General features: G+C 54.9%; 11 protein-coding genes. 7 read left to right on the top strand and 4 right to left on the bottom strand.

Annotated elements, in window-relative coordinates; genetic code table 11:
• From ACT3RT_RS19230 to ACT3RT_RS19220, 3 genes are all read left to right on the top strand, one after another.
• On the top strand, window positions 1-870 hold the full coding sequence (locus ACT3RT_RS19230; protein WP_485904012.1) for an MBL fold metallo-hydrolase: 870 nt from the start codon (window positions 1-3) through the stop codon (window positions 868-870).
• A 676-nt stretch (window positions 871-1546) separates the two neighbouring features.
• Window positions 1547-2137, top strand: a complete 591-nt coding sequence (locus tag ACT3RT_RS19225) for a helix-turn-helix domain-containing protein (RefSeq protein WP_353503284.1) — start codon at window positions 1547-1549, stop codon at window positions 2135-2137.
• A gap of 56 nt (window positions 2138-2193) precedes the next feature.
• Window positions 2194-2889, top strand: a complete 696-nt coding sequence (locus ACT3RT_RS19220) for an EAL domain-containing protein (protein WP_496203587.1) — start codon at window positions 2194-2196, stop codon at window positions 2887-2889.
• Here ACT3RT_RS19220 and ACT3RT_RS19215 read toward each other — a convergent pair whose 3' ends face one another.
• The gene (locus tag ACT3RT_RS19215; RefSeq protein WP_485904010.1) at window positions 2890-3606 is read right to left on the bottom strand and encodes a tetratricopeptide repeat protein; all 717 of its coding nucleotides are present in this window, start codon (window positions 3604-3606) and stop codon (window positions 2890-2892) included.
• Window positions 3607-3748: 142 nt separating this feature from the next.
• Between ACT3RT_RS19215 and ACT3RT_RS19210 the strand changes: the two genes are divergently transcribed.
• Window positions 3749-5488, top strand: coding sequence for an ABC transporter ATP-binding protein/permease (locus tag ACT3RT_RS19210; RefSeq protein WP_485904008.1), 1740 nt, complete (start codon window positions 3749-3751; stop codon window positions 5486-5488).
• Between the two features lie 144 nt (window positions 5489-5632).
• Entirely contained in the window at window positions 5633-6391 is a 759-nt protein-coding gene (locus ACT3RT_RS19205; protein ID WP_485904006.1) for a GntR family transcriptional regulator, read from the top strand.
• Window positions 6392-6435: 44 nt separating this feature from the next.
• On the opposite strand, the gene ACT3RT_RS19200 is transcribed toward ACT3RT_RS19205, so the two are convergent.
• A complete protein-coding gene (locus tag ACT3RT_RS19200; RefSeq protein WP_353503289.1) occupies window positions 6436-8034 on the bottom strand; it encodes a PTS transporter subunit EIIC in 1599 nt (532 codons plus the stop codon).
• A 126-nt stretch (window positions 8035-8160) separates the two neighbouring features.
• Window positions 8161-8958, bottom strand: coding sequence for an alpha/beta fold hydrolase (locus tag ACT3RT_RS19195; protein ID WP_496203586.1), 798 nt, complete (start codon window positions 8956-8958; stop codon window positions 8161-8163).
• A gap of 220 nt (window positions 8959-9178) precedes the next feature.
• Here ACT3RT_RS19195 and ACT3RT_RS19190 point away from each other — a divergent pair, with 220 nt between their 5' ends.
• The gene (locus ACT3RT_RS19190) at window positions 9179-11089 is read left to right on the top strand and encodes an NAD(P)-binding protein (protein ID WP_496203585.1); all 1911 of its coding nucleotides are present in this window, start codon (window positions 9179-9181) and stop codon (window positions 11087-11089) included.
• On the top strand, window positions 11086-12264 hold the full coding sequence (locus ACT3RT_RS19185) for a cytochrome c (protein WP_496203584.1): 1179 nt from the start codon (window positions 11086-11088) through the stop codon (window positions 12262-12264). Before ACT3RT_RS19190 ends, ACT3RT_RS19185 begins: the two co-directional genes overlap by 4 nt.
• A gap of 63 nt (window positions 12265-12327) precedes the next feature.
• On the opposite strand, the gene ACT3RT_RS19180 is transcribed toward ACT3RT_RS19185, so the two are convergent.
• Window positions 12328-13734, bottom strand: a complete 1407-nt coding sequence (locus tag ACT3RT_RS19180; RefSeq protein WP_437342039.1) for an efflux transporter outer membrane subunit — start codon at window positions 13732-13734, stop codon at window positions 12328-12330.
• Window positions 13735-13737 lie beyond the last annotated feature (3 nt).

The raw sequence follows: 13737 nt of genomic DNA, 5'->3' as shown, positions 1-13737 counted from the left end.
ATGCGCCTGAAAAAATTGGCTCTTACCGCCGCGCTGCTTCTGGGCACTAGCCTGACGGCTCGCGCTGCCGACATGAAAATGGACGTTTACAATCCGGGTCAAAACAGCATTTTTGCCGTTTCCTCAGAAATTGTCTCTGGCGAGAAAGACGCCGTGCTGATTGATGCCCAGTTCCAGCGCAACGATGCGCAGAAGCTGGTGGAGATGATCAAAGCCAGTGGCAAGAACCTCACCACTATTTACATCAGCCAGGCAGATCCTGATTTCTACTTCGGCCTGGACACCCTGCACGCCGCCTTCCCTAAGGCCAAAATCGTCGCCACTCAGGCGACAATTGATGAAATCAACGCCACCAAAGACGGCAAAGTGGCGTTTTGGGGCCCGCAGTTGAAAGACAACGCGCCAAAAACGATGATTGTCCCTGAGCCGCTGAAAGGCAATTCTTTCGAGCTGGAAGGCAAAAAGTTTGAAATTAAAGGGCAAACTCCCGCCCGCACCTTTGTATGGATACCGGCGCTGAAAGCCGTAGTCGGCGGCGTTATTGTTGATGGTAATACCCAGCATTTGTGGGTCGCAGATACACAAACGCCTGAATCACGCCAAGCCTGGATTGCCACGCTGGACCAGATCACGGCGTTGCAGCCAACTACGGTGGTGCCGGGCCACTTCCTGCCCGGTGCGGCACAGACGCTGAAGTCGGTCGAGTTCACCAAGCAGTATTTACAGACGCTGGAGAAAGAACTGCCAAAAGCTAAGAATGCGGAGGCGCTGGTGAAAGCCATGAAAGGACATTACCCGGCACTGAAAGGCGATGAGTCATTAGAAATGAGCGCCAAAGTGCTGAAAGGCGAAATGAAGTGGCCGCAGTAAAATAAGTCAATTTATGCATAAAACGATTTGATGGGTCCTTAAAAGTGGACCCATTTTTTAACGTCATAACAAAACCAGGTTAATGAGCAATAATTAGCAGACTGATAAGAATACACCTCGAAAAATACTCAATAATCCTGTCCCAATCTCCTTCTTAAGAATTTCCTCACACTATTAACGCCAATCGATAAATCTTCAACTTTCGAATAAATAGTTTTTACGGGACTATTTCTCCATAAATTTCCGCCAGTAAGGCAAATAGTGCTCTCTAAATAGAGAAAATTGGCTTTTTAGCGGCGTTGTCGGTTCTTCCAGCAGTATCTTCAGAAAACTCTTACTTCCAACCCTCAAATAACCAAACTATAATTATCTTATTGTTTATTCTAACTATTTAATTAATTATGTTCAGTATTATCTTAATAACCAATCACTTCAAACGATCAGTGAAAGCATTTCAATCGTCAAAACCTATTAAAAGTAATCCCAAACATCGGGTTAAACGATTTGTTTCGAACTTTATATAATTTATATTGATTGTTAATTATTCATAAAAAACTCACCAACCTTTTGCGCAGAAAATTCTTTTCTGGGCTTATGCTTTATGCTTTTGGGTGGTTTTTTTCTCTGTGTGAATCGCCTTTTTGACTGGATTATTTGTGTTACATGGAAGGCTATCATGCCAAGAGTTATTATATGGAGTGAATGTCAATTCACTCAACTGGCGCTTGAGACACTTATTCTAAAGTTGCCTTTCCACGTTGATGTTTTAAATTTCCCACAAAATAAAAATAATATTATTTTCGACTCTTCTGACTATTTTATCCTTGACCCTTCACATAAAAGCTTCTCTCGATGCTATGAGTTTTTATTAGCGCATCATGAGAGAATGGATGATAACCGGATGATTTTTTACTCTGAGTCGCTGGACGCTACCATCATGTCCACGCTGCTGAAAAGAGGAATTCGTTCTTTTTCTAAAAACAACAACTTACAAGAGACGACCAGCCTCATTACCAAGTTTATCCTGCTAAAAGATATTTCAGACTTATGCGATCAGCACTTTCTGGTGATCACCAAAATGGAAATAAAGATTCTTTCTATGCTGGTATCAGGCGTTTCTATCCGCGATATCTCAATGATATTAAAAAGAAGCATCAAAACGGTCAGTGCACATAAATGCAATCTATTTAAAAAAATAGGCATAACGAATAATCAGGAACTATTCTTTCTCTTTAACCACAGCGTTGCGGATATGACTGCGCTCTAGAGCGATAGTCTGGCGATGTTGCAAATACCAGCCGCGATAAATATAGAGAAAGAAGAATGGACCCAGCTTCGGCGTCAGAATTCTATTTTGTTTTCGAGCCCATCGTCGACCCGGCAGGCAATGTGCTGGGTTTTGAAATGCTCACGCGGCAAAATTCGCTCAATGGGCCATGCCGAAGCATTGAACATCTATTTTCTCAGCTGCATCCTGAACACAAGTTCGATATTTTTTACACCCAATTGAATACGCTGAGCCATCAAGCGGAGTTCTTCTTAGAGCACCGGTTTAGCGTCTCTTTAAATGTGGATACGGAGATTGCCGAGGGCATCGTTCGCTCCGTGGCATTAACCAATAGACTCAAATCTATGGGTTTTATTCGTTTGGAGATCAACGAGCACTTCCCAGAACTCTTCCACCCAAGCCCCCAGCCTCTGCTCAGCAAGTTAGCCGCCTGCTGCCCACTTTGGCTCGACGACTTCAGCGCCGATCATCAACGCTTATCGCCCGTCATGCTCAACCAGTTTGAGTGCATTAAAGTGGATAAACATTTCTTTTGGCAGCATCAGGGCAGCGAGGAGCTGAAGTCGGTGATTCAGCAGCTAGGCCGCAGCTGTCAGGGCGTTATTGTCGAAGGGGTGGAAACCTCCGAGCAGCTCAGAGGTTTAAAATCACTGAATATCAAGGGGATGCAGGGTTATTTATGGCCTGCCAGATTCCAACATAATCTGCAAAGCAGAGTGAGTATCGACTGATTAAGGCTGTACGCGAACAAATGTCCCCGCAGCCTGCACGTTCATGCCAAAGCCACAGTCACCGTCGGTATGCAATTTGACAGTTTCTGGCGCGAATTCCATGCTTACTTTGCACTCTCCGCCGCCCGCGTTCTGGTCATCTGCCTGATTGTAAACCGCTTTGCCGTCTTTCACGGCCGTTACCACCGAGAATTCGCCGGTATTCGGCCCGTAATAGAGCGACATCAGCCCCATGTACATGCCGCTGAAATCGATTTTAAACTGGGCTTCTTCCGCTTTGACATCCACTTCGTTCCAACTGCCGTAACCGGCATATTGCCAATACTGCCCGGCCACGCTGGGTGCCGCAGGCAAGGCATCGAGCTGGGGTTGGATTTGGCTAAGATTAAATTGTGATTTTTTATCATCCGGCGCCAGCATCAGCCAGGCTTTAGCTTTGCGATATTGCCCCTGACGGATATAGGTCAGCGCGATGTTGTTGTAGGCCGTGGCGATAGTGTCCTGCGGCTTGTGGCAAAACTCGCTCCAGGCCACCTGATCGCGGAATAGCTCGCGCGCTTTGTCATAAGCGCCTTGCTGATAAGAGACTTTCCCCGCCGCCGCGTAAATCCCCGCCTTCAGACAATCCTTTTCAATATCAGGCTCATCGATTTTCGCCAACGCCTGAAGACTGACAGAACAGCCCGCCACCAGCAGCAAATTCAACCCCAATTTCATCGAACACCTTTTTCTTATAACCAAATGGAACTTTTTGCAGGAAAAACATCCTTACATGTGTGCCATTGCCCTCTCGCGCTGGCTGACCCATTCTGGGATGATTACGCATTCACAACATGAATATATTGAAACATGGCTATTTATGACTAACAAACCTGGGAAATCGGCACCTTGGCGTGCTGTCTGGCAGTTGATTAAGCCTTATTGGCTTTCCGAAGAGAAGTGGCGTGCCTGGGGCATGTTATCCGCCATCATTATCCTCTCATTGGCCGGCGTCTATTTGAGCGTCCAGCTAAATGAATGGAACAGAGTCTTTTACGATGCGCTGCAAAATCGTAATTACCCCGTATTCAAAGCCCAGCTGTTGAAATTCACCTGGCTTGCACTGATCTTTATCGTCATTGCCATCTACAAAGTCTATCTGACCCAGGGCCTGCAAATGAGCTGGCGTCGCTGGATGACCGAAGAGTATATGGACAAGTGGCTGGGCAATCACGCCTATTATTACACGGAGTATCAGCATCAGGTCGATAACCCCGACCAGCGTATTGCTGAGGACCTCAACGCGCTGACCAGCGGCACCCTTTCGCTGGTGCTTGGCCTGCTATCCAGCGTGGTCACGCTGTTCTCCTTTGTCTTTATTCTGTGGTCGATCAGCGGCCCGCTGACCTTTATGTTTTCCTCCCATGAATTCACCATTCCGGGCTACATGGTGTGGTTCGCCCTGCTCTACGCGGTGGTCGGCTCGGTGATTGTCTGGTGGGTGGGTAAGCCATTGGTTCGTTTAGGATTCAACCAAGAATGGTTCGAAGCAAACTTCCGTTTTGGCCTGATCCGTATCCGTGAGAACAGCGACGCCATCGCCCTTTATCACGGTGAGAAGAGTGAACGCGACCAGCTGAGCAGCAAGTTTGAATCCATCAAAACCAACTGGTGGTCGATTATGAAAGTGACCCGTCGCCTCAACGTGGCGTCCACTTTCTATGCCCAGTTCGCTAACATCTTCCCGATTCTGGTGGCTTCGCCGCGTTACTTCTCCGGCGCCATCCAGATGGGTTCCTTGATGCAAATCTCCTCGGCCTTTGGTCAGGTGCAGGGCGCATTGTCGTGGTTTATCGGCGCCTTCACCGATTTAGCCAGCTGGAAAGCCTGTGTTAACCGTCTGGCCGGTTTTAACGCCGCCATTGAACAGGTGAACGCCCAGCCGCGCGGCATTGACGTGCGCGAATCCGACAAACTGGATCTACAACTCGACGATTTAACCCTCAAGCTGCCGAACGGCACCGCGCTGTTCAGCAATGTCTCCGCCAGCCTGCAGGCCGGTGAGCGCGTGCTGATCGCCGGCCCGTCTGGCTGCGGTAAGTCCACCCTGCTGCGCGCTATCGCCGGTATCTGGCCTTACGGGGCGGGCAGTATTCACCTTGCCGCGGGCAAAAATTATTTGTTCCTGCCACAGCGCAGTTATATTCCGATTGGCACTTTGCGCGAAGCGCTAAGCTACCCGCAGTCAGATCGTGAATACACTGACGACCAGCTGAATACCGTGTTGGAACAGTGCTGCCTGCCGCATCTGCAAAGCGTGCTGGATGACTATGCCAACTGGAGCCAGCGCCTGTCGCCGGGTGAGCAACAGCGCCTGTCGTTTGCTCGTGCACTGCTGATTAAGCCTGCCATTCTGTTCCTCGACGAAGCCACCAGCGCGCTGGATGACGAAACCGAGCAGCGCATGTACAGCCTGTTAGTCAGCGAATTGCCTGGCACTTCGGTGATAAGCGTGGCGCACCGCAATAGCGTCGCCAAGTACCACCAGCACTGCTGGCGCTTCAAACGCAGCGAAGAGGGCGGCAGCCACTTCTCGGCGTCCGCGCTATTACCTGAGTAAGCTTTAACACTCGCCTTTCTTGCCTCTTCTCGCCCCTGCGCAGGGAGAGGCAAGCTAAAACCCATCCTAGCGCACAATTCTCCGCCTCAAATTTGTTCAATTGTATACCCCGCTATACAATTAATTTTGACAACCGGAGGGCTGATGAAAATCGACAAAACCTCGTTCGTACCGCTTTATCTACAAATAGAACAGCAGCTTACTGAACGGATCAGCGCCGGAGAGATCAAACCAGGCGATCCGATCCCCACCGAAGCCGCGCTGTGTGACATTTATGGCGTCTCGCGCATGACAGCGCGCAAGGCGGTGGACTATCTGGTGCGCCAAGGTCGGGTCGAACGTTTTCGCGGGCGCGGCACCTTTGTGGTGAAAAAGGCCCTGACGCGCAAAGTGAACCTGCCTCTCGACCGCCACCTGACCTCCAGCGAGCTGGCGGTTGAAATCAACGCGCCGATTGAAAACCGCGTGCTGGCTTTCGAGCGCGTGTCGGCCACGCCCGACATCGCCAACGCGCTGCAAGTCCCGGTCGGCACGGCCCTGCACTTTATGGTGCGCCTACGCCTGCTGGGGGAAGAGCCTTTTGTTTATGAGCAGTGCTGGCTACTGGCGGATCTGTTCCCCGACCTGACACCACGGCATCTGGAAACCTCGAAATACGCCTATCTGCGCTCTAGAGGTTATGAACCGGCAGGCAGCAATAAGCAGATATCGGCAGAACTTCCCGCCAATGAAATCCGTCTGGCCCTGCACCTGTCGCGCGATGAGCCGGTGCTACACGCCCACGCCATCTCGGAATTCACCGACGGTACGCTGTTTGAAGTCTCAGACGTGTATTACAACCAGAAGCACTACAGCTTCAGCATTCGGGCCAGAGTCAAAGGCAAGAGCAAAAATAAAGGCTGACCCCAGGGCCAGCCTTCTTACTTCTTACTCTTCTTCAACACGCATTAGCTAATACCGGAAAGCTCGGCTTTCACCAGATTCGCCACCTGCTCGACCTGCGGACCATAAATCACGTGCACGTCATTGTCAGTCACGCGCTTCACGCCCATCGCCCCGGTTCTCAGCAGCTTGTCATCTTGCACCTGCGACATGTCCTTCACCTTCACGCGCAGGCGGGTAAAGCAGCAATCCACCTGAGAGATATTGCCTTCGCCGCCCAGCCCCAGAATGATGTCTTTGGTCTTCTGGTTGCCTTCGGCAGGCTTGGCGCGCTCTTCGGCATCATTCTCATCTTCGCGCCCCGGCGTTTTGATCTGCATGCGTAAGATCACCCAGCGGAAGCTGAAGTAGTAGATTGGCGCGTAGATGATCCCAAGGATCAGCGGATACCACCAGTGGGTTTTCGCCCCGCCCAGCACCCCAAAGATCAGGAAGTCGATCGCCCCACCCTGCACGTTACCGATCATCACGTGGAACATCTGCATCAGCACAAAGGAGATCCCGGTCAGCACGGCGTGCAGCACGTAGAGTACCGGCGAAACAAAGATAAAGCAGAACTCCAGCGGCTCGGTGATCCCAGTGGTGAAGGAGGCCAGCGCCCCGGCCAGCATCAAGGCTTTCACCCGCCCTTTGTGCTCGGGCCGCGCGCAGTGATACATCGCCAGCGCCGCCGCAGGCAGACCAAACATCATCACCGGGATTTTCCCTTGAGCCAGAAAGCGCGTGGCCTGCTGGGTGACGGTATCGGTAATAGCGCCGGGGTTAGCCAGCGAGGCGTTGAAGATATTCAGCGCGCCGACGATGCTCTGATTGTCCACCGTCGTCACCCCGCCGATTGGCGTGAAACGCACGGTTTCGTTGATGATGTGATGCAAACCGGTGGGGATCAGTAAACGCTCAGAGGTGGCGTAAATAAAGGTGCCTATCTCGCCGGTGCGCCCGATTAACTCTCCCACCCACTGAATGCCTTCGGCCACCGTTGGCCAAACCAGCGACATCAGCACGCCGACAATTGGCAGCACCAGCACGGTAATAATCGGTACAAAGCGCCGACCGCCGAAGAAGGCGATGGCCGTCGGTAAGGTGATGGTGTAGAAGCGATTGTGTAGCCACATGGTGATCAAACCGACCAAGACCCCGCCCAGCACGCTCATGTTATAGGTGAAAATACCCAGCGTTTGGGTGAACTCGGCGGCGTAAATCATCGCCTCACTTTGCGACATGCCCTGCGCGGTAAGGTGCGCCACGCTGATGGTGTCTGGCGTAATATTCTGCGCCAGTAAGCTATAATTAACCCCAACGTGCAGCCCCACAAAGCCGATCACTGCAGAGAAAGCCGCCGTGGCTTTCTCTGCATTGGCCAGCCCCATTGCCGTCGCAACGGCAAAGAAAAGCGGCAGGTTGGCGAACAGCGCGCCGGAAACCTGACGAATAAAGCCGATCACCAGTTGTAAGGATTTTATCTCAGCGAACGCTTCGCCCGTTACCGCCGGGTTCTGCAATGCCGCCGCCAGACCCAGAAAAATACCGGCTGCCGCGATCACTGAGATCGGCGTCATCAGCGCTTTACCCAGATCGTGGATTTTGCTGCCTAGTTTGATCATCCGTTTCCCCTCAATAAGTTGGCGAAAAAAGAACCACCTATTGAGTAAAGACCATAATGTATAGTTGTATAGACATAATGACCGAGAGTATGAATGGGATCACAGTTTGGGGTATATCGTATGCCACTAGACTAAAGCTAAAACTCCGCGAATCCCTTGCAACACCTCCTCCGGATTTTCCAGCACCGCCAAATGCGTTTTGGCATTTTGCAGGCGTTTCACCTTAAAGAAATCATGCTCTGCCGCGAAACGCTGCTGGAGGGCGAGATACTCGTCGTCTCGGTCAAGGGAGTAGATGTGCAGGGATTTTGGCGGTTTTTTCAGCCCGGCGAGGCGCTGTAGCGGGGAGCCGTATTGGTGGTAGGCATCGGCGATCACCTGCCCGGCAAGGCGCCAGAGTTGAAAGCTGGATTCGGCCATATCGCGATACATATGCTGCGTCATCTTTGACGAAGTATCCCCCGCTAGCCAAAACTCAAACAGCGCGTCGCGCGCCTGCAGCCAACTGTGCTCTTGCTGCATTTGGCTGATTGACGCAAAAAAGCCCGGCGCGGGGTGGTTCATGATCCAGTCGAGAAAAACTACAGCAGGAGCGCGATCCTGCAAACGCTCCACCAGATCTACCGCCGCCCAGCTGGCGTGCGCCACGGACACCGGCACCACGCGTTTCAATTCCAGATGATCCACCAGCGCCAGCGCGTCTTCAACCAAGGCTTCGCCAGCAAAATCTTCGCCATCCGTGGTGGACAGGCCGTGTCCGCGCCAGTCGATACTGATGATGCGAAAGTGAGGAGCAGCCAACGTGGAGAACTCGGCAAAAACGGTTTTTGGCTGGCACCATCCCGGCATGAGCAGCAGCGCCGTCTCGCCAACGCCGCTGTCCTGATAATCAATCACTGCATGGGGAGTCGTCAAAATAGCCATATTTAGCATCCTATTGCTGGAAATTCACCCGGCCACCATACCCTATCCCCACGCAATTAAACAAGCGTTTGCTTGTTTAATAAAGGGCAGCTGTACCACCAACTTCCTACAAAACATCTCCTTATGTTAAAATTGTTAAAAATATTACTACCCCATAAAAGCCCTACTTTTACCGCGTCACTCCAAGCGCGGGTTAATCAAGACTCTTTAAGGAAGCACTATGGCTATCTCTCGCCGCGATTTTCTCAACGGTGTGGCTATTACCGTCACTGCCGGCATGACGCCGTGGCAGGCGCTGCAGGCCTCGCCGCAAACCGCGACGCAAACGCTCTATTATCCGCCTTCGCTCACCGGGCTGCGCGGCAACCATCAGGGCTCTTATGAGGCGGCGCACCTGCTTGGGCGTGAAGGCAAAAAAGTCGATCCTTCCAGCCTGCCGATTGAGGGTGAATTTGATCTGGTGATTGTCGGCGCGGGCATCAGCGGGCTGGCGGCGGCGTGCTTCTGGCAGGAGCAGCATGGCAAGCAGCAACGTATCCTGCTGCTGGATAACCACGACGACTTTGGCGGTCACGCCAAGCGCAATGAATTTCACGTCGAAGATAAAACTATTCTCGGCTACGGCGGCAGTGAGTCTTTTCAGTCACCGCGCACCAATTTCAGCCCGGTGGCGATGGGCCTGCTGAAGACGCTGGATGTCGATATCGAGCGCATGGCGAAAGACTTCGACCAGACCTTCTATCCGGACCTGCACCTCAGCCGCGGCGTCTATTTCGACCGCAAAAACTTCGGCGTGGATAAAATCGTCAGTGGCGATCCGGGCCGCGCCGTGGCCGATGACATCCCGCCAGAGCGCCTCAACGGCCGCGACATCAGCGACTTTATCAGCGATTTCCCGCTGTCGGACGCCGACCGTAAGGCGCTGATTGCGCTACATACGGAGTCAAAAGATTATCTGGCAGGCATGAGTAAAGAGCAGAAAATCGAGTGGGTCGATAGCCACAGCTACACCCAGTTCCTGCGCGAAAAAGTGGGCTTGAGCGAAATCGCCATTCGCTACTTCCAGCAGCGGACCAACGATTTCCAGGCCGTGGGCATTGACGCCACCTCGTGCAGCGACGCGCGGATCTGCGCCCTGCCGGGTCTGGAAGGCATGGGCTTGCCGCCGCTGGATGCCGAATCCCTCGCCGACCTCGACGAGCCTTACATCTTCCACTTCCCGGACGGCAACGCCGGTCTGGCGCGGCTGATGGTGCGCCATCTGATCCCCGAAGTGGCGCCGGGCAGCACCATGGACGACGTGGTGCTGGCGAAATTCGATTACAGCCAGCTCGACCGCGACGGCGCGCCGGTGCGCCTGCGCCTTAACAGCACCGGCATGCACGTCGAAAACATTGAGCATCAGGGCAAGCCTGCGGTGGAAGTCACCTACATGACCGGCAGCAAGCTGCACCGCGTGCGCGCCGGGCAGGCGGTGATGGCGGGTTACAACATGATGATCCCCTATCTGGTGCCGGAGATGGCGGAAGAGCAGAAAGCCGCGCTGAAAGAGAACGTCAAAGCGCCGCTGGTTTATTCCAAAGTGGTGATCCGCAACTGGCAGCCGTTCATCAAGCTTGGTGTGCATGAGATTTACTCCCCCGCCGCGCCCTACAGCCGCGTCAAGCTCGACTATCCGGTCAACATGGGCGGCTACCAGCACCCGCGCGACCCTAACCAGCCCATTGGTCTGCATATGGTTTACGTGCCGACCCTGCCGGGCAGCGGCCTCAGCCCGCGCGAGCAGTCGCGCAAGGGACGGGCTTTATTGCTGGGCACCTCGTTTGACGCCCACGAGAAGATGATCCGCGAGCAGCTGCAAGGCATGTTTGGCGAAGCCGGTTTTGACCATCAGCGCGACATCATGGCGATCACCGTCAATCGTTGGTCCCACGGCTACTCCTACTTCCTCAGCGGCATGTTCGATGATGAAGCCGAAGCGCAGAAAATCATTCAGCGCGCCCGCCAGCCGGTCGGACGTATCACCATTGCCAACTCCGACGCAGACTGGAGCCCGTACGCCAACTCGGCCATCGATCAGGCGTGGCGCGCCGTCAACGAACTGACCGCCATGAAGAAGGTGAACGCATGAAAAAGTTGATGATGTTTACCGTGCTGATGGTGGCCAGCTCCTCGGCGCTGGCGATGTCCGAAGGGGAATATGTCGCCAAAGCTGCCGACTGCGCCGCCTGCCACACTGCGCCGCAGGGCCGCGACATGGCGGGCGGGCTGCGCTTTGCCACGCCGATTGGCGACATCTACTCCACCAATATCACACCAGACAAAACCGCCGGAATCGGTAATTACAGCTTTGACGATTTCGACAAAGCCATGCGCCAAGGCATCGCCAAAGACGGCCATCCGCTCTACCCGGCCATGCCTTATACGTCTTACGCCAAAATGAGCGACAGGGACATGCGCGCGCTCTACGCCTATCTGATGAATGAGGTGAAACCCCAGCCAGAAGCCAATCGCGAAAACCCCATCAGCTGGCCACTGTCAATGCGCTGGCCGCTGCGGGTGTGGAACTCGCTGTTCCTCTCCTCCGGCGAATTTAAGCCACGGGCCGATCAAAGCGAGGAGTGGAATCGCGGCGCGTACTTGGTGCAAGGCGCGGGGCACTGCGGTGCCTGCCATACGCCACGGGGCTGGGCGCAGCAGGAGAAAGCCGAGGATGAAAGCGACGCTAAATTCCTCAGCGGTGGCGAGCTGGACGGCTGGTACGCCCCTTCCCTGCGCGGCATAAAAGGCAGCCAGCAAGAGCTGGTTACCCTGCTGAAAACGGGCCGCAACACCCACGCGGCGGTCAGCGGGCCGATGGGCGAAGTGATCACCAACAGCACGCAGTTCATGACCGACGCCGACCTCAACAGCATGGCGGTTTATCTGTTGAGTCTGAAAGCGGAGCCAGCCGGGTCCCCGGCGAAACCGGCAACTGTCACCGCCAGCGGCCAGCAGACCTACGCGCGCTACTGCTCGACCTGTCACGGCACTCAGGGCGAAGGTCAGGACTTCAACATTCCGGCGCTGGCGGGCAATGTGACGGTCACCTCGCCAAATCCACAAACCCTGCTGCGGGTTATCCTGAGTGGCGGGCAGACGCCAGTCACCGCCGAGCATATGTCGAAAACCATGCCGGGATACGGCTGGGCGCTGAACGATCAGCAAGTGGCGGAGCTGACTAACACGCTGCGCGACAGCTGGGGAAATCAGGCCGAAGCCGTCACCGCCGAACAGGTGAAAGCGGCACGCGACGCCTCAAAATAGGCCCAAAACCAAAGCAAAAAGGCCAGCTCAGCGCTGGCCTTTTCTTTAGCTGAATCTAAAACCTTACTGACCTACATCGCCATTCCAGCCGCCGCCCAGCGCGGCAATCAGCTTAACGCTGGTGACCATCTGGGTGCTGAGCAGGGACAGGACGTTTTGCTGCTGGCTGAGGCTGGTGTTCTCAGTGGTGGCGACGTCGAGATAGTCAATCATCCCCGCCTGATATTGGTTGTAAGTCACCCGCGCCGACTCCTTGGCAGCGTCGGCGGCGCGCTGCTGGGCCAGCGTCTGGGCATCCAACGTGCGCAGCTCGACCAGATAATCCTCCACTTCCTGCAACGCCCCTAACACGCTCTGGCGATAGGCGGCCACCTGCGCGTCATAGGCCGCCTCGGCCTGCGCTACGCGGCTGCTGGTCGCGCCGAAGTCGAGCACCGTCTGGCTCAGTTCCGGCCCCAACGACCAGACGCGGTTCGGCAGGGAGAACAGGTTGTGGAAGGCGTCGCTGGCAAAACCGCCGCTGGCGCTGAGGGTCAGATCCGGATAATAGGCCGCAGTCGCCACGCCCACCGCCGCATTGGCCGAGGCCATGTTGCGTTCGGCAATAGCGATATCAGGGCGGCGCTGCAACAGCTGTGACGGCAGGCCCGGCGGGATCGACGGCAGGGTGAATTTGATCTCCCGCGCGGTCAGGGTGAACTGTGCCGGAGGCTTGCCAATCAGCACCGCGATGGCGTGCTCCAACTGGGCGCGCTGCCACTGGGCCTCCAGCGCCGAGGCGCGGGTGCTTTCCAGCTGAGTTTGTGCCTGAGCCAGCGTGGCGCGCGAGGTATTACCGCCTTCATACTGGTTCTGGATCACCGTCAGGTAGCGCTCGTAGGCGGCAATGCTGCGCTGATAGAGCGCGATTTGTTCATCCATCACCCGCAGTTGGAAGTAATCCTGCGCCAGCTCAGACTGGGCGCTCAGCGTGGCGTTTGCCAGCTCGGCCTTGCTGGCCTGCGCGCTGGCCCGGTCCTGCTCCTCGGTGCGACGCAGTTTGCCCCACAGGTCGAGCTCCCAGCTGGCGCCAAGCTTGGCCGACTGCTGCTTGGTCACCGCCTGCGCCGTGCCGCTGCGCGTGCTGTCGCCGGTAGCACTAATCGTCGGGAACAGCCCGGCGCGCGCCTCGGAAACCAGCGCCTGCGCCTGGCGATACTGCGCGGCGTACTGGGCTACGTTTTGGTTGGAAATCTGTACCTGACTCAGCAAAGACGACAGCTCAGGGTCCTGATACACCGCCCACCAGTCGCCCTTGGTTTGGGTATCCTTCGGGATGGCCGCCGTCCAGCCCTTAGCCTCTTTAAACTCCAAAGAGAGAGGGGCCGAAGGCCGCTGATAGTCAGGCCCGACGGTACAACCCACCAGCAGCAATGCCAACGCCAGCGGGGCGAGACGGAAAACGGCGGAGCCGGAATTACGCAATGTCATCAA

The organism is Ewingella sp. AOP9-I1-14, assembly GCF_052375995.1.
Lineage (GTDB): Bacteria > Pseudomonadota > Gammaproteobacteria > Enterobacterales > Enterobacteriaceae > Ewingella > Ewingella allii.
The sequence above is the reverse complement of the archived record's forward strand: the minus strand, read 5'-3'. Positions and strand labels throughout refer to the sequence as shown.

Excerpts from the sequence above, each read along its gene's own strand:
- ACT3RT_RS19230 (WP_485904012.1), top strand. The coding sequence starts at position 1 with ATGCGCCTGAAAAAATTGGCTCTTACCGCCGCGCTGCTTCTGGGCACT.
- ACT3RT_RS19225 (WP_353503284.1), top strand. The coding sequence starts at position 1,547 with ATGCCAAGAGTTATTATATGGAGTGAATGTCAATTCACTCAACTGGCG.
- ACT3RT_RS19220 (WP_496203587.1), top strand. The coding sequence starts at position 2,194 with ATGGACCCAGCTTCGGCGTCAGAATTCTATTTTGTTTTCGAGCCCATC.
- ACT3RT_RS19215 (WP_485904010.1), bottom strand. The coding sequence starts at position 3,606 with ATGAAATTGGGGTTGAATTTGCTGCTGGTGGCGGGCTGTTCTGTCAGT.
- ACT3RT_RS19210 (WP_485904008.1), top strand. The coding sequence starts at position 3,749 with ATGACTAACAAACCTGGGAAATCGGCACCTTGGCGTGCTGTCTGGCAG.
- ACT3RT_RS19205 (WP_485904006.1), top strand. The coding sequence starts at position 5,633 with ATGAAAATCGACAAAACCTCGTTCGTACCGCTTTATCTACAAATAGAA.
- ACT3RT_RS19200 (WP_353503289.1), bottom strand. The coding sequence starts at position 8,034 with ATGATCAAACTAGGCAGCAAAATCCACGATCTGGGTAAAGCGCTGATG.
- ACT3RT_RS19195 (WP_496203586.1), bottom strand. The coding sequence starts at position 8,958 with ATGGCTATTTTGACGACTCCCCATGCAGTGATTGATTATCAGGACAGC.
- ACT3RT_RS19190 (WP_496203585.1), top strand. The coding sequence starts at position 9,179 with ATGGCTATCTCTCGCCGCGATTTTCTCAACGGTGTGGCTATTACCGTC.
- ACT3RT_RS19185 (WP_496203584.1), top strand. The coding sequence starts at position 11,086 with ATGAAAAAGTTGATGATGTTTACCGTGCTGATGGTGGCCAGCTCCTCG.
- ACT3RT_RS19180 (WP_437342039.1), bottom strand. The coding sequence starts at position 13,734 with ATGACATTGCGTAATTCCGGCTCCGCCGTTTTCCGTCTCGCCCCGCTG.